Origin of the sequence: Serratia sp. YC16, assembly GCF_009707615.1 — a bacterium.
In the GTDB taxonomy this organism is placed as follows: Bacteria; Pseudomonadota; Gammaproteobacteria; order Enterobacterales; family Enterobacteriaceae; genus Serratia; species Serratia surfactantfaciens.
The window spans coordinates 60,435-83,780 of sequence record NZ_WLYN01000012.1 but is presented as its reverse complement, the minus strand read 5'-3'; the positions used below and the strand labels follow the sequence as shown (position 1 = coordinate 83,780).

The following is a 23,346-nucleotide window of genomic DNA, read 5'->3' as shown; positions in this document are numbered from 1 at the left end:
TGTGTTAACCCACAACCAGGTTAAGCAGTTTGCCCGGAACGTAGATCACTTTGCGAATCGTGACGCCGTCCAGATATTTAGCCACCAGATGCTCTTCGGCAGCGCGCGCGCGCACTTGCTCTTCGGTCGCATCGGCAGATACGGTGATTTTAGCGCGAACCTTGCCGTTCACCTGCACCACCACCAGCTTGGAGTCTTCGACCATCGCCTGCTCGTCGGCAACCGGCCATGGCGCGGTGTCCACGTCGCCTTCGCCGCCCAGCGCCTGCCACAGGGTGAAGCACACGTGCGGGGTGAACGGATACAGCATGCGAACTACAGCCAGCAGCGCTTCCTGCAGCAGCGCGCGATCCTGCTCGCTCTCCTGCGGCGCGCGGGCCAGTTTGTTCATCAGCTCCATCACGGCGGCGATCGCGGTGTTGAAGGTCTGACGGCGGCCGATATCGTCGGTCACCTTGGCGATGGTTTTGTGCAGATCGCGGCGCAGCGCTTTCTGATCTTCGTTCAGCGCCGCCACGTCCAGCGGCTGTACCGCGCCTTTTTCCACGTGATCGTAGGCCAGTTTCCACACGCGTTTCAGGAAGCGGTTCGCCCCTTCCACGCCGGATTCCTGCCACTCCAGCGTCATTTCTGCCGGTGAAGCGAACATCATGAACAGACGCACGGTGTCCGCGCCGTATTTTTCCACCATCTCCTGCGGGTCGATGCCGTTGTTCTTCGACTTCGACATTTTGCTCATGCCAGCATAGACCAGTTCACGGCCTTGCGGATCGGTGGCCTTGGTGATGCGGCCCTTGTCGTCGCGCTCGACGGTGGCGTCAACCGGGGATACCCAGACGCGCTCGCCGCTGTTGCCGGTGTAGTAGAAGGCGTCGGCCAGCACCATGCCCTGACACAGCAGGCGTTTGGCCGGCTCGTCCGAATCCACCAGGCCCGCATCGCGCATCAGCTTGTGGAAGAAGCGGAAGTACATCAGGTGCATGATGGCGTGTTCGATGCCGCCGATATATTGATCGACCGGCAGCCAGTAGTTGGCGGCGGCCGGATCCAGCATGCCCTGGTCATACTGCGGGCAGGTGTAGCGCGCGTAGTACCAGGAGGACTCCATAAAGGTGTCGAAGGTGTCGGTTTCGCGCAGCGCCGGCTGGCCGTTGACGGTGGTTTTCGCCCACTCAGGGTCGGCCTTGATCGGGCTGGTGATGCCGTCCATGACCACGTCTTCCGGCAGGATCACCGGCAGCTGGTCTTCCGGCGTCGGCATTACGGTGCCGTCTTCCAGCGTCACCATCGGGATTGGCGCACCCCAGTAACGCTGACGGGAAACGCCCCAGTCGCGCAGACGGTAGTTGACCTTACGCTGGCCCACGCCCTTGGCGACCAGTTTGTCGGCGATGGCGTTGAAGCCCGCTTCATTATCCAGGCCGTCGAACTCGCCTGAATTGAACAGCGCGCCTTTGTCGGTCATCGCTTCGGCGCTCACGTCAGGCTGGCTGCCGTCGAGGTTCAGGATCACCGGCTTGATCGGCAGATCGTATTTGGTGGCGAATTCCCAGTCGCGCTGGTCGTGCGCCGGTACCGCCATCACGGCGCCGGTGCCGTATTCCATCAGCACGAAGTTGGCGACCCACACCGGCAGCTTCTCGCCGCTCAGCGGATGGACAACGAACAGGCCGGTCGGCATGCCTTTCTTCTCCATCGTCGCCATTTCGGCTTCGGCGACTTTGGTGTTGCGGCATTCGTCGATGAACTCGGTCAGCGCCGGGTTGTTGCGCGCGCCCTGTTGCGCCAGCGGGTGGCCCGCGGCGACCGCCACGTAGGTGGCGCCCATGAAGGTGTCCGGGCGGGTGGTGTAAACCGTCAGCTTCTCTTCGCTGTCCGCCACGTCGAAGGTGATTTCCACGCCTTCGGAGCGGCCAATCCAGTTGCGCTGCATGGTTTTCACCTGCTCCGGCCAGCTTTCCAGCGTGTCCAGATCGTTCAGCAGCTGATCGGCGTAGGCGGTGATTTTGATGAACCACTGCGGGATCTCTTTACGCTCGACCTTGGTGTCGCAGCGCCAGCAGCAGCCGTCGATAACCTGTTCGTTGGCCAGCACGGTCAGATCGTGCGGGCACCAGTTCACCGCCGAGGTCTTCTTGTAGACCAGGCCTTTTTCATACAGCTTGGTGAAGAACCACTGTTCCCAGCGGTAGTATTCCGGCTGGCAGGTGGCGATTTCGCGATCCCAGTCATAGCCGAAGCCCAGCAGTTTCAGCTGGTTCTTCATGTATTCGATGTTGTCGTAGGTCCACGGGGCCGGCGCGGTGTTGTTTTTCACCGCTGCGCCTTCCGCCGGCAGGCCGAACGCATCCCAGCCGATCGGCTGCAGTACGTTTTTGCCCAGCATGCGCTGATAGCGCGAGATCACGTCGCCGATAGTGTAGTTACGAACGTGGCCCATGTGCAGCCGGCCGGACGGGTAAGGCAGCATGGATAGGCAGTAGTACTTTTCCTTGCTGTCGTCTTCGGTAACTTTGAAAGTCTGCTTCTCTTGCCAGTGAAGCTGTACGTTCGATTCTATGTCTTCTGGACGGTATTGCTCTTGCATGGCGGCCGGTGGTCCTGTAGGTGTAAACCGTTGCCCCGGTCAGAGGCAACGCAATGAACATTTAGTATTCGTAGATCCGCATAGCATAGCTGATAAGACCTCCCGGCAACAACTCCAAGCGCCTGACTCGGCGCATTTAAAAAAAACGCCGCCATGACGCGGCTCACAACCTGCGGATCCCGCGTCTTGCCAAGTGACATCAGTCATTTACGGCTAAAATAAGAACAAGTAGCTTAGGGGTATCCCTACAGCCAAGTCCGGCGCAGCGTTTATCGAGGAGAGTCTATGAACAAGGTTGCTCAGTATTACCGCGAATTGGTGGCATCGCTGACCGAACGCCTGAAAAACGGTGAACGAGATATCGACGCCCTGGTGGCCAGCGCGGAGCGGCGGTTGAACGAGGCCGAAGGTCTGACCCGCGACGAGGTGCGGCAGGTGACGCAGGCGGTGCGGCGCGATCTGGAAGAGTTTGCCCGCAGCTACCAGGAGAGCCGGGACGAATTTACCGACAGCGTATTTATGCGGGTGATCAAAGAGAGTCTGTGGCAGGAGTTGGCGGATATCACCGACAAAACCCAGTTGGAGTGGCGCGAGGTGTTCAAGGACGTCAGCCACCACGGCGTTTACCACAGCGGTGAAGTGGTGGGGCTGGGCAATCTGGTGTGCGAGCAATGCCACTATCACCTGGCTTTTTACACCCCGGAAGTGCTGCCGCTGTGCCCGAAATGCGGCCACGACCAGTTCCAGCGCCGGCCGTTTGAACCTTGATGACGTTCCCCGTCAGGGCGGGGAACGCTAAGGCCGGCGTTTAACGGAACAGTTTCTTCAGCAGGTTGCTCAGGAAACCGCCGCTGACGGTTGCCGGGGCAGCTTTCGCCTGCGCCGGCGCGCTAGCCGCTACGGCGACGCCGGCCGGGATTTTCTGCGCGACCGCGATGCGGCTGTCCTGAGCGGCTTTTTCCGCCGCTTCCGGGCCGTAGGCAAAGCCTTCTGCCAGCACGAATTCAACGTCGGTGATGCCGATAAAGCCCAGGAACAGCTTCACGTACGGCGTGATCAGATCCGTCGGCGTGTCGGCGTGGATGCCGCCGCGACTGGAGATGACGATCGCTTTCTTGCCCGTCACCAGCCCTTCGGCGCCGGCGGAGGTATAGCGGAACGTCTGACCAGCGCGGGCGATCAGATCGAAGTAGATCTTCAGCTGCGTCGGGATATTGAAGTTGTACATCGGCGCGCTGATGATCAGCGTGTCGTGTGATTTCAGTTCGGCAATCAGCTCGTCGGACAGCGCCAGGGTGCTTTGCTGGTGCGGCGTCAGCGGTTTGTCGCCGGCGGTAAAACCGGCCATCACTTCGCCATCCAGCTCCGGCAGCGTCGGGTTGGCCAGATCGCGCACGGTAAAGGTGTCTTCAGGGTGAGTTTCACGCCATTGTTCAACAAAAAAATCGACTAATTTTCCAGACTGGGAATATTCACCCAGAATGCTTGATTTCAGGACCAGTACGCGGCTCATTGGCTTATCTCCAGGCGAAGTCTAATCGGTAACGATGTCAGTCGGTGTAAACGCATGGTAGAGGCAAGCCATGAACAGTGATAGCGCAAAAATTCGCTGAGTTAAATCAAAAAAGTTGAATGAGGGGCACGGGCGCGCCCCGATGGGATCAATAACGCGCTACGCGCTCGGCCAGCAGATCGATAAAGCCTTCGCGGTTAATGCCGGTCAGCACTTCCACGTTGGCCGCTTTGCCGGTTTGCTGGAAATAGTCCACCACCGTCATGCCGACGGTGTATTCCCCTTTGGTTTCCACACCCACCCAGCGTTCTACGCCGGTAAACAGCTGCGGCGCCAGCAGCCAGGCGATGGTGCAGGGATCGTGCATCGCCGCGCCGGGCAGGCCGCGCGGATGGCTGAGGTACAGCGGCAGATAAAAATCGAGCATCTCCGCCACCGCCTGGGCGACCGGATTGTCTATCTGACGAATGCGCTCGATATCCTGCGGCAGCACCAGCGCCTGATGGGTGACGTTCAGCCCGGCCATGGTCAGCGGCACGCCGGATTTCAGCACCATTTCGGCGGCTTCGGGATCGACGAAGATATTGAATTCCGCCACCGGCGTGGTATTGCCGGCGTTCATGCCGCCGCCCATAAATACGATGCGTTCGATGCGGCTTTTCAGCTCGGCATGCTGGGCCAACAGCAGGGCGATGTTGGTCATCGGGCCGGTCACCACCAGGGTGATCGGCTGCGGGCTGGCGCGCAGCAGGTCGGCGATCAGTTCAACGGCGCCTCGGGGGTCGGGCTTGAGGGTCGGTGTCGGCAGGTGGGTGTTGCCCATGCCGGTTTTGCCGTGGACATAGTCGGCGATCACCAGTTCGCGCATCAGCGGGCCGCTGGCGCCGGCGGCGACCGGAATGTCTTCGCGCTGCATCAGGGTCAACAGACCCAGCGCGTTATGCAGGGTTTTCTCCGGCGTCTGGTTGCCGGCAGAGGTGGTGATGGCTTTGACGTCCAGCTCCGGCGAACGCAGCGCCATGGCCAGCGCGATGGCGTCGTCGAGGCCGGGATCGCAATCGATAATAATAGGGCGGGGCATGTTCTTTCTCCTCTGTTTGTTATCCTGCGAGCATCGGATCAAAACCGGGGAGAAACAAGCGCTTTTAGTGCCGGGAGAAAAGATGCGCCCCTGGCGGGGCGCATAGAGAGAACTTAGTGCAGGATCTTGGCCAGGAAGTCCTTGGCGCGCTCGGATTCGGGATTGTTGAAGAAATCGTCTTTGTTGCGGTCTTCGACGATTTTGCCTTCGTCCATAAAGATCACCCGGTTCGCCACTTTGCGGGCGAAGCCCATTTCGTGGGTCACCACCATCATGGTCATGCCTTCGTTCGCCAGCTCGACCATCACGTCCAGCACTTCGTTGATCATTTCCGGATCGAGCGCCGAGGTCGGTTCATCGAACAGCATGGCGATCGGATCCATGCACAGCGCGCGGGCGATGGCGACGCGCTGCTGCTGGCCGCCGGACAGCTGACCGGGGAACTTGTTGGCGTGGGCGGAAAGGCCGACGCGTTCCAGCAGTTTCAGCCCCTTCTCGCGTGAGGCGGTTTTGTCGCGCTTGAGCACTTTCACCTGCGCCAGCGTCAGGTTGTCGATGATCGACAGATGCGGGAACAGCTCAAAGTGTTGGAACACCATGCCGACCTTGGCGCGCAGCTGCGCCAGATTGGTTTTCTTGTCGTTGACCGGCGTGCCGTTCACCAGGATATCGCCCTGCTGGATCGGCTCAAGGCCGTTGACGGTTTTGATCAGGGTGGACTTGCCGGAACCTGAAGGACCGCAGACGACAACCACTTCGCCTTTTTTCACTTCGGTGGTGCAATCGGTCAACACTTGAAAGTGACCGTACCACTTAGAAACATTTTTCAGGGATATCATCAAACAGTCCTTTTCTTCAAATAGCTTACCAGCGCCGAGGCGGCGAGGCTGATAACAAAATAGACAAAGCCGGCGAACAGGATCATTTCAACCTGGGTGCCGTCGCGTTCGCCGATGGTCGATGCGGTGCGGAAGAAGTCGGCCAGGCTCAGAACGTAAACCAGCGACGTATCCTGGAACAGCACGATGCCCTGAGTCAGCAGCAGCGGCACCATGGCGCGAAACGCCTGCGGCAGGATCACCAGCCGCATGGATTGCCAGTGGGTCATGCCCAGCGCCAGCGCGGCGGAGGATTGGCCGCGCGAGATGCTGATAATGCCGGCGCGGATGATTTCCGAGTAATAGGCCGCTTCAAACAGGGAAAAGGCTACCATAGCCGAGATCAGGCGAATATCGGTTTTCGGCGACAACCCTAGAACCTGTTGTAATAAGCTTGGAACCACCAGATAGAACCACAGCAGCACCATCACCAGCGGCACCGAGCGGAACAGGTTGACGTACAGGGTGGCGAACCAGCTGATCGGCTTGAACGGCGACAGACGCATCACCGCCAGCACGGTGCCCCACAGGATGCCGACCACGATGGCGGTCACGGTGATCTTCAGCGTGATCGCCATGCCCTGCAGCAGGAAAGGGAAGCTTGGGACGATCGACGCCCAGTCAAATTCGTACATTATTTACTCCCCAGGTTGCCAGGCAACTGCACTTTCTTTTCGACCAGACGCATAAACAGCATGATAACGGCGTTGATGCCGATATAAGCCAGCGTGATGGCGGTAAAGGACTCATAGGCGTGTGCGGAGTAATCCAACAGCTTGCCGGCCTGTGCGGCCATGTCCACCAGCCCGATGGTTGAGGCGATGGCGGAGTTTTTGACCAGGTTGAGCATCTCCGAGGTCATCGGCGGCACGATCACCCGGTAGGCGTTCGGCAGCAGCACGTAGCGGTAGGTTTGCGGCAGCGTCAGGCCCATCGCCAGCCCGGCCGCTTTCTGGCCGCGCGGCAGGGATTGAATGGCGGCGCGCACCTGCTCGCAAACGCGGGCGGCGGTAAACAGCCCCAGGCAGAGCATGGAGGAGACGAAGAACTGCACGTTGGGATCCAGCTCGCTTTTAAACCAGATGCCGATATTGGCCGGCAACAGTTCGGGGATCACCAGATACCAGGTAAAGAATTGCACGATCAGCGGCACGTTGCGGAACAGTTCGACGTAACAGGTGCCGAGGGCGGAAAGAAAGCGGTTGGGTACGGTACGCAAGATACCGAACAGCGAACCGACGAAGAAAGCGATAATCCATGCACAGACGGAGAGGGCCACCGTGACCTGAAAGCCGGACCAGATCCAGCCGAGGTATGTGGTGTTCCCAAACGGGGCCTGCTGCAGGAAGATACCCCAGTTCCAATCTATTGACATAACAAACTCCGGTAAACGGGCGCAGAGCGCCGAAGATTGATGACTTGATGAGCGCCGATCGCCGCGCGGCCAGTCTGGCTGGCTTATTGTGTGCGGAGGTCGGTGATGCGCCTTGGGGAAAATGAGGGAGGGGAACGGCCCCCCTCATACCTGTCTGTCCCAGTCATCAACTGGGCCGGTTTGGCCTGGCGGCCGCTCCGGCTGTCATTCTATTTAGTTCAATGCCTTGTCGTTAGGTTCTTTGAACAGCTGCTTCATGTCGTCCGACAGTTCGAAGTTCATGTTGAGGTTTTTCGGTGGAATAGGCTGCTTGAACCATTTATCAAACCACTTGGCCGCTTCGCCGGAGGTTTGTGCCTGGACGATGGTGTCATCGACCAGTTTCTTGAACGCAGGATCGTCTTTACGCAGCATGCAGCCGTAAGCTTCTTTCGACTGCGGCGTGCCGATGATTTCCCACTGATCCGGCTTCTTGGCCTTGGCGCGCTCACCCGCCAGCAGGGCGTCATCCATCATAAAGGCCACCGCGCGGCCGCTTTCCAGGGTGCGGAAGGAGTCGCCGTGGTCTTTGGCGCTGATGATGCGCATGTTCATTTTGTCGCTGTCGTTCAGCTTGTTCAGCAGCACTTCGGAGGTGGTGCCGGAGGTAACGACCACCGGTTTGCCGGCCAGGTCTTTAAAGTCTTTGATGTCGGAGCCTTTCTTCACCAGCAAGCGGGTGCCGACCACGAAAATGGTGTCGGAGAAGGCGGCCTGTTTCTGGCGCTCGAGGTTATTGGTGGTGGAGCCGCACTCGAAGTCATAGGTGCCGTTTTGCAGCAGCGGAATGCGGTTCTGCGAGGTAATCGGCAGCATTTTCACCTGCAGATTCGGTGCATTAAGCTTTTTCTTAACAGCTTCAACGATTTGGTTGGAGTAGTCCTGAGAGTAGCCCACAACTTTTTGTTGGTTGTCGTAGTAGGAAAAGGGCACTGACGATTCGCGGTGGCCGACAACGATCACGCCATTGTCTTTGATTTTCTTCAGCGTACCGGTCAGGTCTTCCGCGTGCGCCACGCTACCTGCCGCACCGAGCAGCAGTAACGATAACGCCAATTTACGCATTTGCATGGTCCAACTCCTTTGCTGTTGTGGTGGCTCTGACTAAAGAGCGTCAGGTTAAATCGACTATTTATTGCTCAAATTATAAAGATAGTCTTAGAACAGATAGCCGTTAAAAAATAACCGATTGTGAATACCTTGAAACTAAAATGTTTCATTTTTTGAGACGCCGCGCGCACCAAATCAATGCAACAAAACCCTGAAGCACCCGTGCGGTGCGTCAGATGCACCCAAAATGTGCACGGGTGCGACAAAACGTCAGCAAAAGTAAACCGGCGCGCGAGGTCGCCATAGATAAAGCAAGGAGTGTGCCAGCCGCGTTGATTTAACGGCGTTTTCTAACCGGGGAGGAATATTGACGGGAACGCGGGGCGCGGCGGGCGCGCCCCGGCGAAGAGGACTATTTGCGGCGCAGGCCCAGCATCAACGCCCAACCGCCCAGCAGCAGGGTGATCACCCACAGCGGCGTGCCGCCGAAACGCGCGTAAGGCGTGACGCCGGTGGTCGGCGTGACCTTCACTTCGAGCACCTTGCGGGTGAACTGCGGGATTTCGGCGATCACCTCGCCGTTGGCGTCCACCGCGGCGGTAACGCCGTTATTGGTGCTGCGCAGCAGCGGCCGGCCAAGCTCCAGCGCGCGCATGCGCGCCATCTGGAAGTGTTGCCACGGACCGATGGAGTGGCCGAACCAGGCGTCGTTGGAGATGGTCAGCAGGAAGTTGGTGTCCGGGCGGAAGTTATCGCGCACCTGCTGGCCCAGCACGATCTCGTAGCAGATCGCCGCCGTCAGGTTGTAACCGCGCACGCTGAGCTGCGGCTGTACATAGTCGCCGCGGCTGAAACCGGACATCGGCAGATTGAAGAACGGTGCGATAGGGCGCAGCAGCTCACCCAGCGGCACGAATTCGCCAAACGGCACCAGGTGGTGCTTGTTGTAGCGATCTTTGGCCGGGTAGCTGTACGGCGTCGGTTCGCCGAGCACGATGGCGCTGTTGTATTCCTGCACGCCTTGCGGGGTGGCGCGCGCATCGACAATCCCCGTGATCAGGCTGCTGTTCTTCGCCCGCATCAAGTCATCCATCATGGTCAGGAAGCCGTTCTGACGCGGCTCGAAGTCAGGGATGGCGGATTCTGGCCAGATGATGATCGGCGCTTTGCCCATATAAGGGCGCGTTTCATCCAGATAGGTTTGCAGCGTGCTGAGCAGAATGCTCGGATCCCACTTCATCGACTGGGGAATGTTGCCCTGCACCATGGCGACGTTCACCGCTTTATCCGGCTGCGGAGTAAACCAATGCAGCTGGCGCAGCGGCCACGGCAACAGCAGCAGCGCGGCGGCGATCACCGCAGCCGAGAGGCGGCGCTGATTGACGGCGTACACCAGCAGGCCGGCGATGGACATGAGCATAAAGGTGATGGCGTCGACGCCCAGCAGCGGCGCGATGCCCTTCAGCGGGCCGTTGATCTGGCTGTAGCCGAACTGCAGCCAGGGGAAGCCGGTCAGCACCCAGCCGCGCAGGAATTCGGTTACCTGCCACAGCGCCGGTGCGGCGATGGCCAGCCGCCACCAGCGGGTAGCCGGCCACAGGCGCGTCAGCAGCCCGGCGAACAGCCCGGTATACAGCGACAGGTAAGCGGCGAGCAGCACCACCAGGAAGACGTTGACGGCGAACGGCATGCCGCCGAAATCGGCGATGCTGACATACACCCAGTTGATGCCGCTGCCGAACAGCCCGAAGCCCCAGATAAAGCCGAGCAGGGCGGACTGTTTGGTGGTGCGATTGAGGGTAACGGCCAGCAGGCCGAATAGGGAGACGATGGCTGCAGGCCAGAAATCGTAGGGGGAGAACGCCAGCGTCCCGCCGGCGCCTGACAACAGCGCCAGCAGGGCGCGAACCCGCTGGCGTTCAAGCAATGAGGCTTTAGCCATGTTGGATTTAATCTTCCAGTTTCGGTGGTGGAGAATCGTCCGGAATTTTTACATGAACCTGGATGATACGTCGACTGTCGGCCATGGCAACTTTAAATAGGTAACCTTCGATTTCAATGGTTTCCCCGCGCGCCGGCAGGTGACCGAAGGCCTGCATCACCAAACCGCCGATGGTATCGACCTCGTCGTCGCTGAAATGGGTGCCGAAGGCTTCGTTGAAGTCTTCGATCGGCGCCAACGCCCGCACGGTATACATGTGGCGGCTGAGCTGGCGGATATCCAGATCGTCTTCGTCGTCGTATTCGTCTTCGATCTCGCCGACGATCAGTTCCAGAATATCTTCGATGGTGACCAGGCCGGACACGCCGCCGAATTCGTCAATGACAATCGCCATGTGGTAGCGCTGGGAGCGGAACTCTTTCAGCATGCGGTCGACGCGCTTGCTTTCCGGCACCACCACCGCGGTGCGCAGCACCTTGTCGATGCTGAACGGCTCGGAGTCTGCGCGCATGAACGGCAGCAGATCCTTGGCCATCAGGATGCCTTCGATGTGATCTTTGTCTTCGCTGATCACCGGGAAGCGCGAGTGGGCGGAGTCGATAATCACGTCCAGGCACTCTTCCAGCGTTTGGTTACGCTTGAGCGTCACCATCTGGGAGCGGGGGATCATGATGTCGCGCACGCGCTGCTCGGCGATATCCATCACGCCTTCCAGCATGTCGCGGGTATCGGGATCGATCAGGTCGTTTTGTTCGGAATCACGGATCAGCTCGACCAGATCGCCACGGTTTTTGGGCTCGCCGTGGAACAGCTGGTTAAGGATAAGAGTAAAGAACCCCTTCTTGGGACTGGGGCTGTCATTGCTTTGTGAATGGTCGTCGCTCATGGCGTTTTCGTTACTGTCACTCATGTCAGAGTTAAGGGGCGTCAGCGACAGCCCCGCAGGGGGCTGTGGGATACACGGCTGACGTCAGACGGGGTCTTTTTCCGCCAGGTACGGATCAGGATAGCCCAGTCCGTGCATGATTTCGGTTTCCAAAGACTCCATTTCTTCGGCTTCATCGTCTTCGATGTGGTCATACCCTAGCAGATGAAGGCTGCCGTGGACAACCATATGCGCCCAGTGTGCCTCCAGCGCCTTGCCTTGCTCAATCGCTTCCTGTTCAACCACCTGGCGGCAGATGATCAGATCGCCGAGCAGCGGCAGCTCGATGCCCGGCGGGGCCTCGAACGGGAAAGAGAGCACGTTGGTCGGCTTGTCTTTGCCGCGGTAGGTCAGGTTCAGCTCGTGGCTTTCCGCTTCGTCTACCAGACGCACGGTCACCTCGGCTTCTTCCTGAAATTGCGGCAGCACGCCTTCCAGCCAGCGCTGGAAAGTGGCTTCATCCGGCAGGCCGTCGCTGCTTTCACAGGCAATCTGCAGATCCAAAATCACCTGACTCATGGTGTCTCCTGCTCGGAGGCGGCGAGCGCCTCGCGCTTACGTTGTTCGGCAATCGTGTCTTTGCGCTTCTGTTCGGCCGCTTCCCAGGCCTCGTAGGCGATGACCACGCGGGCCACCACCGGGTGGCGCACCACGTCTTCGCTGTGGAAGAAGTTGAAGCTCAGCTCTTCCACGTCCGACAGCACTTCCACCGCGTGGCGCAGGCCGGATTTCTGGTTGCGCGGCAGGTCGATCTGGGTGACGTCGCCGGTGATGACCGCCTTCGAGTTGAAGCCGATGCGCGTCAGGAACATCTTCATCTGTTCGATGGTGGTGTTCTGGCTCTCATCCAGAATGATAAAGGCGTCGTTAAGCGTGCGGCCGCGCATGTAGGCCAGCGGCGCGACTTCGATCACGTTGCGCTCGATGAGCTTCTCCACGCGCTCGAAGCCCAGCATTTCGAACAGGGCATCGTACAGCGGGCGCAGGTAAGGATCGACCTTCTGGCTCAGATCGCCCGGTAGGAAGCCCAGCTTTTCGCCGGCTTCGACCGCAGGGCGGGTCAGCAGAATGCGGCGAATTTCCTGACGCTCCAGCGCATCCACCGCAGCGGCGACCGCCAGGTAGGTTTTGCCGGTACCCGCCGGGCCGATGCCGAAGGTGATGTCGTGATCGAGAATGTTGGCGATGTATTGCGCCTGGTTAGGCGTGCGCGGTTTCACCATGCCGCGCTTGGTTTTGATGGTGACCGCCTTGCCGTAATCCGGCACGCTGTCGGCGACCTGTTCCAGCACCCGGCTCTCTTTGATAGCCAGATGGATTTGCTCCGGATCGATATCCGGGATCACGCCGCGAATTGGCGCGGTATCCACGTACAGATGGCGCAGGATATCGGCGGCGGCGACCACGCACAGGTTCTTGCCGACCAGCTTGAAACGGTTGTCGCGGCGATTGATTTCGATGCCCAATCGGCGCTCGAGCTGCTTGATGTTGTCATCAAACGGGCCGCACAGGCTGAGCAAACGCTGGTTGTCTGCGGGCTCTAACAAAATTTCTTGTGTTGCGACGTTCAAACTATTCCTCTAGGTCACATCGGGCCTGGTTGATGTCACATAGCGCGTCCGGGACGCGCGCGTTCAGGACGAGCCTGAATACTCTCTTTCTTGAATTATTCATGGTGCGCCGCAACGGCGCAAGTTTACCGCTGATCTATCTGTGCGCCGCCGGCGGAATTCAAGGGAAGATAAGGAAAAAACGCGGCGGGGCGCAAAGCCCGCCGCGTCATCACAGAACAAGGCCGGCGGAAATCAGTTCTTTTTCACGAACTCGGATTTCAGCTTCATCGGGCCGAAGCCGTCGATTTTGCAGTCGATGTTGTGATCGCCTTCCACCAGGCGAATGTTTTTCACCTTGGTGCCGATCTTCAGCATCGAGGAGCTGCCTTTAACCTTCAGGTCCTTGATCACGGTGACCGCGTCGCCGTCCGCCAGCAGGTTGCCGTTGGCGTCTTTGACGATCAGCGCGTCCTGGTCTTCCGCCGGGGCGCTGTCGCTCCACTCGTGGGCGCACTCAGGGCAGATGAACAGGGCATTGTCCTGGTAGGTGTATTCGGAGTTGCACTTCGGGCAGTGTGGGAGTTGCATGTTATGTCGCCTCTTCAACAATAAAAAAATAAAAAAAGAAAATCACCGGGCGCGGGCGCCCGGCGGAGAAACGGTAAGGAGTAGCGCGAATGGGCGGCGATAAGGCGAGCCGCCGCGGCGTCAGGGCTGGTAAATGCCGACGCCCAGCGCGTTTTCTTTGCGGGTACGGGCGATCACCGACTGCGGGGATTCATGTACGCGCAGATCCATCTGCTGCTCGGTGCGCACCACTGCGCCACGCAGGGTGTTGGTCAGCACCTCGGTAATTTCCACGTCGACAAACTGGCCGATCATGTCGGGCGTGCCTTCGAAGTTTACCACACGGTTGCATTCGGTGCGCCCGGCCAGCTCCATCACACTTTTGCGCGAGGTGCCTTCCACCAGAATGCGCTGCACGGTGCCGAGCATGCGGCGGCTGAACTGCAGCGCCTGCTGGTTGATGCGATCCTGCAGAATGTACAGCCGCTGTTTTTTCTCTTCTTCGCTGACGTCGTCGGCCATGTCCGCCGCCGGGGTGCCCGGGCGCGACGAATAGATGAAGCTGAAGCTGACGTCGAAGTTGACGTCGGCGATCAGATTCATGGTCTGTTCGAAGTCGGCCTGGCTCTCGCCCGGGAAACCGACGATGAAATCGGAGCTGAGCTGAATGGCCGGCCGCGCCTTGCGCAGCTTGCGGATAATCGCCTTGTACTCCAGCGCGGTGTGGGCGCGTTTCATCATGGTCAGGATGCGATCCGAACCGCTCTGCACCGGCAGGTGCAGGAAGCTGACCAGCTCCGGCGTGTCTTCGTACACCGCGATGATGTCGTCGGTGAACTCGATCGGGTGGCTGGTGGTGAAGCGAATGCGATCGATGCCGTCGATGGCCGCCACCAGGCGCAGCAGTTCGGCGAACGAGCAGATCTCGCCGTCATGCGTGGCGCCGCGGTAAGCGTTGACGTTTTGGCCGAGCAGGTTGACTTCGCGCACGCCCTGCGCCGCCAGCTGGGCGATTTCGAACAGCACGTCGTCGCTCGGGCGGCTCACTTCCTCGCCGCGGGTGTAAGGCACCACGCAGAAGGTACAGTATTTGTTGCAGCCTTCCATGATAGACACGAAGGCGGTCGGGCCTTCGGCGCGCGGTTCCGGCAGACGGTCGAATTTTTCGATCTCCGGGAAACTGATGTCGACCACCGGGCTGCGGGTGCCCTGGACGTGGTTGATCATTTCCGGCAGGCGGTGCAGGGTCTGCGGGCCGAATACCACGTCGACGCAAGGCGCGCGGCTGCGGATAAGTTCGCCTTCTTGCGAGGCCACGCAACCGCCGACGCCGATGATCACCGACGGGTTCTTCTCTTTCAGCAAGCGCCAGCGCCCCAGCATGGCGAAAACTTTCTCCTGCGCTTTTTCGCGGATCGAGCAGGTGTTCAGCAACAGCACGTCCGCTTCTTCGGCGTTTTCGGTCCACTCGAAGCCGTGCGTGCTGTTCAACAGGTCGGCCATTTTCGATGAATCGTACTCATTCATCTGGCAGCCCCAGGTTTTGATATGTAGTTTTTTCGTCATTGACTTGCCATTACTCAGTGCGGAGCGAAAGTTGCGTTACGCGACATGCAGGGCGCGTATTGTAATCATTTGCCGCCGTTGTGACCAGCGCGGGGGAAAATGGCACGCAACCTGAAGCCGAAGCGAAAATCCGGTACACTGCGCAAAACGCCATGCCGGGTGGGATGGCGAGCATTCACACAGAAAACATAGCCAATATGAAGACATCTCAAAATCGGTATGACGCGGTGGTGGTGGGCGGCGGCATGGTCGGCGCGGCGGCGGCTCTCGGGCTGGCGCAGGCGGGCTGGTCGGTGGCGTTGCTGGAACATCAGGCGCCGCAGGCGTTCGAGGCGCAAAGCCCGCCGGACCTGCGCATTTCCGCTATCGGCTGCACCTCGGTGGGGCTGCTGAAACAGCTTGGCGCCTGGCCCGCAGTGACGGCGATGCGCACGGCGCCGTATCGCCGGCTGGAGACCTGGGAATGGGAATCGTCGCGGGTGGCGTTCGATGCGCTGTCACTGGGGCTGCCGGAGCTGGGCTTCATGGTGGAAAACCGCATTCTGCAGCTGGCGCTGTGGCAGCAGTTCGCGCAGTGCGCCAATTTGACGCTGCTGTGCCCCGCCAGGCTGCAATCGTTGCAGCGGGCGGACAAGGCGTGGCAGCTGACGCTGGATAGCGGTGAAACGCTGCAGGCGCGCCTGGTTGTCGGCGCCGACGGCGCCAACTCGCAGGTGCGCAAGCTGGCGGCGATCGGCACCAACGGCTGGCAGTATCGCCAGGCGTGCATGTTGATCACCGTCGATACCGGCGCGCCGCAGCAGGATGTGACCTGGCAGCGCTTCTTCCCGTCCGGGCCGCGCGCCTTCCTGCCGCTGTACGACAGCTGGGCGTCGCTGGTGTGGTATGACAGCCCGCAGCGCATTCGCCAACTGCAGGCGATGCCGCCGGCGCAGCTGGAGCGTGAGATCGCCGCCGCCTTCCCGCCGCGGCTGGGGCCGGTCAAGGTGCACGCCGCCGGATCGTTCCCGCTGACGCGCCGCCATGCGCAGCGTTACGTGCTGCCGGGGCTGGCGCTGTTGGGGGATGCGGCGCATACCATCAATCCGCTGGCCGGGCAGGGCGTCAATCTGGGGTATCGCGACGTGGATGCCTTGCTGAACGTATTGAGCGAGGCGCGGGAGCAGGGAGAGGACTGGAGCAGCGAGGCAGTGCTGCTGCGCTATCAGCGCCGCCGCCGTACCGACAATCTGCTGATGCAGAGCGGCATGGATCTGTTTTATACCGCCTTCAGCAATAACCTGGCGCCGCTGAACGTGGCGCGCAATTTGGCGCTGATGGCCGCGCAGCGGGCGGGCAAGCTGAAAGAGCATGCGTTGAAATACGCCTTGGGATTGTAACCGGCAGGGCTCAGCGGCGGCTGAGCCCGTTAGGCTTGGCTGAACGCCAGACAGCAAAAAGCCCGCCGAAGCGGGCTTTTCTAAATATGGCTGGGGTGCCAGGATTCGAACCTGGGTATGCTGGTATCAGAAACCAGAGCCTTACCGCTTGGCGACACCCCAATTATGGTGGCTACGACGGGATTTGAACCTGTGACCCCATCATTATGAGTGATGTGCTCTAACCAGCTGAGCTACGTAGCCGATGTTACTTTTTACTTCTTTGATTTGCAAGCAGTTTGTTATGGCTGGGGTACCTGGATTCGAACCAGGGAATGCCGGTATCAAAAACCGGTGCCTTACCGCTTGGCGATACCCCACCTGCAAACAAATCTTATGTTGAAACCCCATTCCCGAAAGAATATGGCTGGGGTACCTGGATTCGAACCAGGGAATGCCGGTATCAAAAACCGGTGCCTTACCGCTTGGCGATACCCCACCTGCAAACAAATCTTATGTTGAAACCCCATTCCCGAAAGAATATGGCTGGGGTACCTGGATTCGAACCAGGGAATGCCGGTATCAAAAACCGGTGCCTTACCGCTTGGCGATACCCCACCTGCAAACAAATCTTATGTTGAAACCCCATTCCCGAAAGAATATGGCTGGGGTACCTGGATTCGAACCAGGGACTGCCGGTATCAAAAACCGGTGCCTTACCGCTTGGCGATACCCCACCAGCAAACAAATCTTATGTAGAAACCCCATTCCCGTAAGATTATGGCTGGGGTACCCGGATTCGAACCAGGGACTGCCGGTATCAAAAACCGGTGCCTTACCGCTTGGCGATACCCCATCAACATACTGCGCCGACGATGAAGAGAAATGGTGCGGGAGGCGAGACTTGAACTCGCACACCTTGCGGCGCCAGAACCTAAATCTGGTGCGTCTACCAATTTCGCCACTCCCGCAAATGCAAAAAAGAGATGGTGGCTACGACGGGATTCGAACCTGTGACCCCATCATTATGAGTGATGTGCTCTAACCAGCTGAGCTACGTAGCCCTCTTTTTTTGCTTTGCCTTCATCGGCGTTGCGGGGCGCATTATGCGTATATGACCGATTTGCGTCAACAAGTTTTTTCCCGAAAAAGCGCCCGGAAGCGCCGTTTGTCTGGGTTGTGAACATTATGGCGATAAAATCGGCAATTCAGGCAGTTGGCGGGCGGAAAAGGCAACAAAAAGGCGGGCCAAAAGGCCCGCCCCGGGGAGAATGCCGCGCGATTATTTATAGGCGGCCTGGTGCACGCCGACGGCGCGGCCGGAAGGATCGTCCATCTTCTTGAACGATTCATCCCATTCGATGGCCTTGGCGGACGAGCAGGCGACGGATGGGCCGCCCGGTACGCATTCGGCGGCGCTCGGCAGCGGGAACAGCTCCTCGAAGATTTCGCGGTACAGGTAGCCTTCTTTCGAGGTCGGCGTGTTGTACGGGAAGCGGAAACGCGCGGTTTCGAGCTGTTGATCGCTAATTTGCTGCGCAGCGACCTCTTTTAGCGTGTCGATCCAGCTGTAGCCGACGCCGTCGGAGAACTGCTCTTTCTGGCGCCAGGCCACGCTGGCCGGCAAATAGGACTCGAAACATTCGCGGACGATGTGCTTTTCCATTTTGCCGTTGCCGCACATTTTATCTTTCGGGTTAATGCGCATCGCCACGTCGAGGAATTTCTTGTCCAGGAATGGCACGCGGGCTTCAACGCCCCAGGCGGACATCGCCTTGTTGGCACGCGCACAGTCGAACATATGCAGCGCCAGCAGTTTGCGCACGGTTTCTTCGTGGAATTCGCGGGCGTCCGGCGCCTTATGGAAGTAAAGGTAGCCGCCGAACACTTCGTCCGCGCCTTCGCCGGACAGCACCATCTTGATGCCCATCGCCTTGATTTTGCGCGACATCAGGTACATTGGCGTCGATGCGCGAATGGTGGTGACGTCGTAGGTTTCGATGTGATAAATCACGTCGCGGATGGCATCCAGGCCTTCCTGCACGGTGAAGTGGATTTCATGGTGCACGGTGCCCAGATGGTTGGCCACCTCCTGCGCGGCGCGCAGATCCGGCGAGCCCTCCAGGCCGACGGCGAAGGAGTGCAGCTGCGGCCACCAGGCCTCGCTGCGTTCCTGATCTTCCACGCGGCGCGCGGCGTACTTCTTGGTGATCGCCGAGATGACCGAGGAATCCAGCCCGCCCGACAGCAGCACGCCGTAAGGCACGTCGGACATCAGGTGGCTTTTCACCGACTCTTCCAGCGCGGTGCGCAGGGCGGCGGCGTCGGTCACATTGTCCTTGACGCTGTCGTAATCGAACCAGTCGCGGCGATAGTATTCACGAATCTCCCCGTCCTGGCTCCACAGGTAGCTGCCGGCCGGGAATTCCTTGATGGTGCGGCATACCGGCACCAGCGCTTTCATTTCCGAGGCGACGTACAGGTTGCCGTGCTCGTCGTGGCCCATATACAGCGGGATGATGCCCAGATGATCGCGGCCGATCAGGTAGGCGTCTTTCTCGGTGTCATACAGGGCGAAGGCGAACATGCCTTGCAGATCGTCGAGGAAGTCCGGGCCCTTCTCCTGATACAGCGCCAGGATCACTTCACAGTCGGAGCCGGTCTGGAAAGCATAGCGCTCGCTCAGCTGCTGGCGCAGCGCCTGATGGTTGTAAATTTCGCCGTTGACCGCCAAAACGTGGGTGTGCGCAGCGTTGTACAGCGGTTGAGCGCCGTTGTTGACGTCGACGATCGACAGGCGTTCGTGAGCCAGAATGGCTTTATCGCTGGCGTAAACGCCGGACCAATCCGGGCCGCGATGGCGCATCAGGCGCGACAGTTCCAGCGCTTTCTTGCGCAGTTCAACGGGATCGGACTTCAGATCGAGCACACCGAAAATAGAACACATACAACTCTCCTAACGGGCTTTTATGACTGTGATGTTGTTTTTTACTGTTATGGGCAGCATTGCCGATTCATTAGCGATAACGCGGTTTTGCTGCGCTGTGGTTATGAAAATGCGCCTAAAGCTGCAGGAGATGCAAGCGTTTTAGCCCTACGCTGAGAAATAGTTGTTTGTGTGGCGATGGTTTTTGACGGATTTTCAGTTATCGGCGTTAAAAATTATCGATTATGCAATTTTTAACGCGATAGCAGGATTGCCGGCCAGTGCGACCGGCAATCGATTAGCGATTAGGCGATGAGTTGCCACAGGGTGAAGGCGACGTCCGGCGTCCAGGCGACGTTTGAGGTGTGCGCCTGAATGCAGGTGTATTTCTTGCCTTTATAGCTCACCACATCGCCGGCTTTATAGCTGTGGCTGTTCTGCCACTCGGGCGCGCCCGGATCGGGCGGCGTTCCGTCGTTGGCGGTTTTGACCGCCAACGCGCTGCTGGGCAGCGAGGTATTGCCCTGGGTATCGGTGGCGGTAACGAAGTAGCTGTATTGGGTGGCCGGGGTCAGGCCGCTGTCGGCCAGCGACAGGCCGGCGGTCTGGCCGATCGGGTTGCCGTTGCGATAGACGGTGTAGCTGGCGATCGGGAAAGCGCCGGTGGCGGCGGCCCAGCTCAGTTTCAGCGAAGTGGCGCCCAGTTCGGAGACCGTCAGCGCCGTCGGCGCATTAGGCTTTCCCGGCGGCGGGGTAACGCCACCCTGAATCAGCGGCGCATAGCGGGTTTTGAACTCCCAATTGTAGGCTACGCCGGCTTTGCTCTTGCCGTTGTCCCAGTTGATTGACCAGGTCATCAGACCCTTGATCGACAGGTTTTTGGCGTCGAGACGCGAGAAGGCGTTATACACCGCCTGTTTGTTGACCACGTAGCCGGTAGCGGCGGCGTCGTTGTTGCTCGGCAGGCCGATGACGAATTTCGCTGCCGGGATCTTCGCATAGCCGCGGGTGCCGGTGACCAGGCTTTCCGTCAGATAGTAGAGGAAGTCCTCTTTCATGGCGTCATTATTCTGCGTGATCCAGGCGTTGAGTTCATCGACCCAAATACCGTCGCCGCCCTGGTTGTAATATTGTGGCGCGATAAAGTCGTAATAGCCTTCAAGGGCGTTGATATAATCCAGATAGGTGCCGTTAGTGCGTAAATACGGGAATTCCGGCGCCATGCTGATAATAAAGTTTTTTCCCTGCGCGGCGTAATAGTCTTTTACTTTTTTCAACGCCGCAGGCAAGACGGTTTTATTATTGGCGGCGCCGATCGCCGCCTGTTCCAGATCGATATCCAGACCGTCGAAGCCATAGACTTCTACCAGGCGAATAATCTCGTCTTTCAGCTTGTCTTCGTCGCCGGCCTTCAGCTCGATGTGCGCGTCTGCGCCGCCGAGGGAGATCAGCACCGCGCGGCCCTGGCTGTTCAGCACGCCCACCTGGCGGCGGAACTCGGCGTCGGACAGGTTGTAAGGCTTGAAGGTCGGGATACCCTGGCCTTTCATAAAGGCGACGGCCACCACGTTGTACTCGGCGGGAATGTCGGTCAGGTTCATATTGGCGAACTGGCCCTGCTGATAGCCGTCACTGGCGCCGGCGGCCCAGTTGTGCCAGAAACCCATCAGGATTTTTTTATTGGCGATCGTCGGCATAGTGGCCGCGTCATCGGCGGCGAGGGCATTAATACTGTTATTTGTGCTCATGGTAGCCTCATTAATCAGGGGTAAGGGTTTTCCGCTCGCCGGCAATATCCTTTATTGGCGGGGCGTAAAGTTATAATGAGGATTTTTAACGCAGGCAGGCTGAAACCTTTTACGGTCATGCGCGAATTAAATTCACGCTGGCGATAAAAAGAGGGAAATAATGGCGGCCGGGCAGCCGCCATAGCCGTATCAGAAAAGGGTAATATCGGCGACGGAAGGGTAGACGTAGCTCGGGCGGAACGGCATGGTTTCGATGTCGCTCAGCGTGGAGACGCCGGACAACACCAGCACGGTTTCCAGGCCGGCCTGGAAGCCTGCCAGAATATCGGTGCGCAGGTTGTCGCCGACGATCACCGTCTCTTCCGAGTGCGCCTGCATTTTGTTCAATGCGGCGCGAATGATCCACGGGCTGGGCTTGCCGACGTAAAACGGTTTACGGCCGGTGATCTTCTCGATGGGGGCGCACAGCGCGCCGCAGGCCGGCGAGAAGCCGTGGCCATGGCTATCCGGGTTGGTGGCGATAAAGCGCGCGCCGTTGCTGACGAAGTAGGCGGCTTTGTGCATCATTTCCCAGTTGTAAGAGCGGGTTTCCCCGACGATCACGAAGTCCGGGTTGATGTCGGTGATGGTGAAGCCGGCTTTGTACAGCTCATGGATCAGGGCGCCTTCGCCGACCACGTAGGCCTTTTTGCCTTCCTGACGGCGCAGGAAATCGGCGGTGGCCATCGCCGAGGTGTAGAACGCGCTCTCCGGCACTTCCAGCCCGGCGGAGGCGAAGCGGTTCGCCAGATCCTGCGCGGTTTGCGACGGATAGTTGGTCAGCACCACCAGCGGCATGCCTTGTTCCTGGATGCGCGCCAGGAACAGGTCGGCGCCGGGTACCGGCGTATTGTCATGCAGCAGCACGCCGTCGATATCGCATATAACGTTTTTGATTTTCATTTGTCGCTGTTTCTCATGATTACGGCAGGCAAGGGGTGACGATAACACACCTGCCAGAAGCGGCGGATCAGCTTTCCAGCAATCGCTGCAAGAGCACGCCGTTGAGCATCGCGCGTTTGGCCAGGGCGAAAGCGCCGATCGCCGAGCGATGATTGAGTTCGGAGGTCACGACCGGCAAGTTTTTGCGGAAGTCCTTCAGCACCTGGGTATTGATGCAGCTCTGTATGGCCGGCAGCAGCACCTTGTCCGCTTCGGTGATCTCACCGGCGATCACCACCTTCTGCGGATTGAACAGGTTGATGGCGATGGCCACCGCCTTGCCCAGATAGCGGCCGACGTGTTCGATCACTTCGCTGGCCAGCAGATCGCCGCGGTTGGCGGCCTTGCAGATGGCGTTGATGCCGCAGTCTTCCAGCGTCAGTTTGCTCGGGTAGCCCTGGCTCAACAGCTGGCGCACGCGCTGTTCGATCGCCGCGTTGGCGGCCACCGTTTCCAGGCAGCCGAAGTTGCCGCAGTGGCAGCGTTCACCCAGCGGATCGATTTGGATATGGCCGATCTCGCCGACGTTGCCGTTGTTGCCGAGAAAAATCTGCCCGTTGACGATGATGCCGGCGCCGGTGCCGCGGTGCAGGCGCACCAGAATCGAGTCTTCGCAGTCGCGGGTGGCACCGAAGTAGTGCTCCGCCAGCGCCAGGCTGCGGATGTCGTGGCCGACGAAGCTGGTGACGTTGAAGCGCTGCTGCAGATTATCCACCAGCGCCCAGTTGCTGACGCTGATGTGCGGCATGTAGCGCACCACGCCCAGCGCCGGATCCACCAGGCCAGGCAGGATCACCGCGATGGCGATCAGCTCGCGCAGGCGGCGCTGGTTAGCGTCGATGAATTGGGCGATGGCAGCGAACAGCGCATTCTCCAGCGTTTCCTGGGTGCGTTCCGGCAGCGGATAGTGTTCTTCGCTGAGCGATTTACCGCTCATGTCATACAGGGTGATGGTGGCATCGTGACGGCCGAGACGCACCGCGACGGTATGGAAATGACGGGTTTCCGACACGATGGAGATCGCGCGGCGGCCGCCGGTGGAGGCTTGCTGATCGACTTCTTTGATCAGCCCGCGCTCCAGCAGCTGGCGAGTAATTTTGGTGACGCTGGCGGGGGCAAGCTGGCTGAGTTCGGCAATTTGAATGCGCGAGATCGGGCCCTGCTGGTCGATCAGGCGGTAAACTGCCGCGCCGTTAAGTTGTTTGACTAAGTCAACGTTCCCTATTTGTGCTTGTCCGCCAGTGCTCATCAATAATG

19 protein-coding genes and 9 tRNA genes are annotated in these 23,346 nt (G+C 59.3%); 2 read left to right on the top strand and 26 right to left on the bottom strand.

The annotated features are described in order from the left end of the window. Window positions 1–4 precede the first annotated feature (4 nt). Window positions 5–2,587: a leucine--tRNA ligase gene (gene leuS / locus GKN89_RS21775; RefSeq protein ID WP_025160042.1), complete on the bottom strand. Its 2,583-nt coding sequence runs from the start codon at window positions 2,585–2,587 to the stop codon at window positions 5–7. Window positions 2,588–2,872: 285 nt separating this feature from the next. Between leuS and GKN89_RS21770 the strand changes: the two genes are divergently transcribed. Further along, window positions 2,873–3,355 carry a zinc ribbon-containing protein gene (locus tag GKN89_RS21770; RefSeq protein ID WP_019454079.1) on the top strand — a complete coding sequence of 161 codons (483 nt, stop codon included), beginning with the start codon at window positions 2,873–2,875 and terminating at the stop codon, window positions 3,353–3,355. Window positions 3,356–3,395: 40 nt separating this feature from the next. On the opposite strand, the gene GKN89_RS21765 is transcribed toward GKN89_RS21770, so the two are convergent. From GKN89_RS21765 to miaB, 12 genes are all read right to left on the bottom strand, one after another. Next, complete coding sequence (locus GKN89_RS21765) at window positions 3,396–4,100, bottom strand: FMN-dependent NADH-azoreductase (protein WP_154747753.1); 705 nt, start codon at window positions 4,098–4,100, stop codon at window positions 3,396–3,398. A 148-nt stretch (window positions 4,101–4,248) separates the two neighbouring features. Continuing rightward, entirely contained in the window at window positions 4,249–5,181 is a 933-nt protein-coding gene (gene rihA / locus GKN89_RS21760; RefSeq protein ID WP_154747752.1) for a pyrimidine-specific ribonucleoside hydrolase RihA, read from the bottom strand. A gap of 113 nt (window positions 5,182–5,294) precedes the next feature. Next, window positions 5,295–6,020: an amino acid ABC transporter ATP-binding protein gene (locus tag GKN89_RS21755; RefSeq protein ID WP_019454076.1), complete on the bottom strand. Its 726-nt coding sequence runs from the start codon at window positions 6,018–6,020 to the stop codon at window positions 5,295–5,297. Continuing rightward, entirely contained in the window at window positions 6,020–6,694 is a 675-nt protein-coding gene (gene gltK, locus GKN89_RS21750) for a glutamate/aspartate ABC transporter permease GltK (RefSeq protein WP_019454075.1), read from the bottom strand. The genes GKN89_RS21755 and gltK overlap by 1 nt, the downstream gene beginning before the upstream one ends. Further along, window positions 6,694–7,434: an amino acid ABC transporter permease gene (locus GKN89_RS21745; RefSeq protein WP_154747751.1), complete on the bottom strand. Its 741-nt coding sequence runs from the start codon at window positions 7,432–7,434 to the stop codon at window positions 6,694–6,696. Before GKN89_RS21745 ends, gltK begins: the two co-directional genes overlap by 1 nt. A gap of 213 nt (window positions 7,435–7,647) precedes the next feature. Further along, entirely contained in the window at window positions 7,648–8,544 is an 897-nt protein-coding gene (locus GKN89_RS21740; protein ID WP_019454073.1) for an amino acid ABC transporter substrate-binding protein, read from the bottom strand. 391 nt (window positions 8,545–8,935) lie between these two features. Continuing rightward, on the bottom strand, window positions 8,936–10,465 hold the full coding sequence (gene lnt / locus GKN89_RS21735; RefSeq protein ID WP_019454072.1) for an apolipoprotein N-acyltransferase: 1,530 nt from the start codon (window positions 10,463–10,465) through the stop codon (window positions 8,936–8,938). Window positions 10,466–10,472: 7 nt separating this feature from the next. Beyond that, window positions 10,473–11,351 (bottom strand): CNNM family magnesium/cobalt transport protein CorC, encoded by an 879-nt coding sequence (gene corC / locus GKN89_RS21730; protein ID WP_004939973.1) that lies wholly within the window; start codon window positions 11,349–11,351, stop codon window positions 10,473–10,475. 84 nt (window positions 11,352–11,435) lie between these two features. Then, window positions 11,436–11,909 carry an rRNA maturation RNase YbeY gene (gene ybeY, locus GKN89_RS21725; RefSeq protein WP_004939970.1) on the bottom strand — a complete coding sequence of 158 codons (474 nt, stop codon included), beginning with the start codon at window positions 11,907–11,909 and terminating at the stop codon, window positions 11,436–11,438. Continuing rightward, window positions 11,906–12,961, bottom strand: a complete 1,056-nt coding sequence (locus GKN89_RS21720; RefSeq protein ID WP_154747750.1) for a PhoH family protein — start codon at window positions 12,959–12,961, stop codon at window positions 11,906–11,908. Before GKN89_RS21720 ends, ybeY begins: the two co-directional genes overlap by 4 nt. 234 nt (window positions 12,962–13,195) lie before the next feature. After that, window positions 13,196–13,531, bottom strand: a complete 336-nt coding sequence (locus GKN89_RS21715; RefSeq protein WP_004939967.1) for a zinc ribbon domain-containing protein YjdM — start codon at window positions 13,529–13,531, stop codon at window positions 13,196–13,198. A 120-nt stretch (window positions 13,532–13,651) separates the two neighbouring features. After that, window positions 13,652–15,076 carry a tRNA (N6-isopentenyl adenosine(37)-C2)-methylthiotransferase MiaB gene (gene miaB, locus GKN89_RS21710; RefSeq protein WP_154747749.1) on the bottom strand — a complete coding sequence of 475 codons (1,425 nt, stop codon included), beginning with the start codon at window positions 15,074–15,076 and terminating at the stop codon, window positions 13,652–13,654. A gap of 197 nt (window positions 15,077–15,273) precedes the next feature. Here miaB and ubiF point away from each other — a divergent pair, with 197 nt between their 5' ends. Continuing rightward, window positions 15,274–16,455: a 3-demethoxyubiquinol 3-hydroxylase gene (gene ubiF, locus GKN89_RS21705; RefSeq protein ID WP_154747748.1), complete on the top strand. Its 1,182-nt coding sequence runs from the start codon at window positions 15,274–15,276 to the stop codon at window positions 16,453–16,455. An 87-nt stretch (window positions 16,456–16,542) separates the two neighbouring features. On the opposite strand, the gene GKN89_RS21700 is transcribed toward ubiF, so the two are convergent. The 13 genes from GKN89_RS21700 to GKN89_RS21640 form a co-directional block, all read right to left on the bottom strand. Then, window positions 16,543–16,617: transfer RNA gene (locus GKN89_RS21700), tRNA-Gln, on the bottom strand. Between the two features lie 4 nt (window positions 16,618–16,621). Further along, window positions 16,622–16,698, bottom strand: a tRNA-Met gene (locus tag GKN89_RS21695). A 41-nt stretch (window positions 16,699–16,739) separates the two neighbouring features. Continuing rightward, window positions 16,740–16,814: transfer RNA gene (locus tag GKN89_RS21690), tRNA-Gln, on the bottom strand. Window positions 16,815–16,858: 44 nt separating this feature from the next. Beyond that, window positions 16,859–16,933: transfer RNA gene (locus GKN89_RS21685), tRNA-Gln, on the bottom strand. Window positions 16,934–16,977: 44 nt separating this feature from the next. After that, window positions 16,978–17,052, bottom strand: a tRNA-Gln gene (locus GKN89_RS21680). Window positions 17,053–17,096: 44 nt separating this feature from the next. Then, window positions 17,097–17,171 (bottom strand) — tRNA-Gln (locus tag GKN89_RS21675). 44 nt (window positions 17,172–17,215) lie between these two features. Continuing rightward, a tRNA-Gln gene (locus tag GKN89_RS21670) sits at window positions 17,216–17,290 on the bottom strand. 30 nt (window positions 17,291–17,320) lie between these two features. Next, window positions 17,321–17,405: transfer RNA gene (locus GKN89_RS21665), tRNA-Leu, on the bottom strand. Between the two features lie 16 nt (window positions 17,406–17,421). Beyond that, window positions 17,422–17,498, bottom strand: a tRNA-Met gene (locus tag GKN89_RS21660). A gap of 218 nt (window positions 17,499–17,716) precedes the next feature. After that, the gene (gene asnB, locus GKN89_RS21655) at window positions 17,717–19,381 is read right to left on the bottom strand and encodes an asparagine synthase B (RefSeq protein ID WP_019454068.1); all 1,665 of its coding nucleotides are present in this window, start codon (window positions 19,379–19,381) and stop codon (window positions 17,717–17,719) included. Between the two features lie 284 nt (window positions 19,382–19,665). After that, window positions 19,666–21,108 carry a glycosyl hydrolase family 18 protein gene (locus GKN89_RS21650; protein WP_063918896.1) on the bottom strand — a complete coding sequence of 481 codons (1,443 nt, stop codon included), beginning with the start codon at window positions 21,106–21,108 and terminating at the stop codon, window positions 19,666–19,668. A gap of 189 nt (window positions 21,109–21,297) precedes the next feature. Then, complete coding sequence (locus tag GKN89_RS21645; RefSeq protein ID WP_019454065.1) at window positions 21,298–22,050, bottom strand: HAD-IIA family hydrolase; 753 nt, start codon at window positions 22,048–22,050, stop codon at window positions 21,298–21,300. 67 nt (window positions 22,051–22,117) lie between these two features. Next, a complete protein-coding gene (locus GKN89_RS21640) occupies window positions 22,118–23,338 on the bottom strand; it encodes an N-acetylglucosamine repressor (protein ID WP_019454064.1) in 1,221 nt (406 codons plus the stop codon). Between the last annotated feature and the right edge of the window lie 8 nt (window positions 23,339–23,346).

Bases quoted from the DNA above. Each gene is read 5' to 3' on its own strand.
- GKN89_RS21765 (WP_154747753.1), bottom strand. From the start codon at position 4,100: ATGAGCCGCGTACTGGTCCTGAAATCAAGCATTCTGGGTGAATATTCC.
- miaB (WP_154747749.1), bottom strand. From the start codon at position 15,076: ATGACGAAAAAACTACATATCAAAACCTGGGGCTGCCAGATGAATGAG.
- gltK (WP_019454075.1), bottom strand. From the start codon at position 6,694: ATGTACGAATTTGACTGGGCGTCGATCGTCCCAAGCTTCCCTTTCCTG.
- GKN89_RS21740 (WP_019454073.1), bottom strand. From the start codon at position 8,544: ATGCAAATGCGTAAATTGGCGTTATCGTTACTGCTGCTCGGTGCGGCA.
- corC (WP_004939973.1), bottom strand. From the start codon at position 11,351: ATGAGCGACGACCATTCACAAAGCAATGACAGCCCCAGTCCCAAGAAG.
- ybeY (WP_004939970.1), bottom strand. From the start codon at position 11,909: ATGAGTCAGGTGATTTTGGATCTGCAGATTGCCTGTGAAAGCAGCGAC.
- asnB (WP_019454068.1), bottom strand. From the start codon at position 19,381: ATGTGTTCTATTTTCGGTGTGCTCGATCTGAAGTCCGATCCCGTTGAA.
- GKN89_RS21715 (WP_004939967.1), bottom strand. From the start codon at position 13,531: ATGCAACTCCCACACTGCCCGAAGTGCAACTCCGAATACACCTACCAG.
- GKN89_RS21770 (WP_019454079.1), top strand. From the start codon at position 2,873: ATGAACAAGGTTGCTCAGTATTACCGCGAATTGGTGGCATCGCTGACC.
- GKN89_RS21755 (WP_019454076.1), bottom strand. From the start codon at position 6,020: ATGATATCCCTGAAAAATGTTTCTAAGTGGTACGGTCACTTTCAAGTG.
- GKN89_RS21640 (WP_019454064.1), bottom strand. From the start codon at position 23,338: ATGAGCACTGGCGGACAAGCACAAATAGGGAACGTTGACTTAGTCAAA.
- GKN89_RS21645 (WP_019454065.1), bottom strand. From the start codon at position 22,050: ATGAAAATCAAAAACGTTATATGCGATATCGACGGCGTGCTGCTGCAT.
- rihA (WP_154747752.1), bottom strand. From the start codon at position 5,181: ATGCCCCGCCCTATTATTATCGATTGCGATCCCGGCCTCGACGACGCC.
- GKN89_RS21745 (WP_154747751.1), bottom strand. From the start codon at position 7,434: ATGTCAATAGATTGGAACTGGGGTATCTTCCTGCAGCAGGCCCCGTTT.
- leuS (WP_025160042.1), bottom strand. From the start codon at position 2,587: ATGCAAGAGCAATACCGTCCAGAAGACATAGAATCGAACGTACAGCTT.
- lnt (WP_019454072.1), bottom strand. From the start codon at position 10,465: ATGGCTAAAGCCTCATTGCTTGAACGCCAGCGGGTTCGCGCCCTGCTG.
- ubiF (WP_154747748.1), top strand. From the start codon at position 15,274: ATGAAGACATCTCAAAATCGGTATGACGCGGTGGTGGTGGGCGGCGGC.
- GKN89_RS21650 (WP_063918896.1), bottom strand. From the start codon at position 21,108: ATGAGCACAAATAACAGTATTAATGCCCTCGCCGCCGATGACGCGGCC.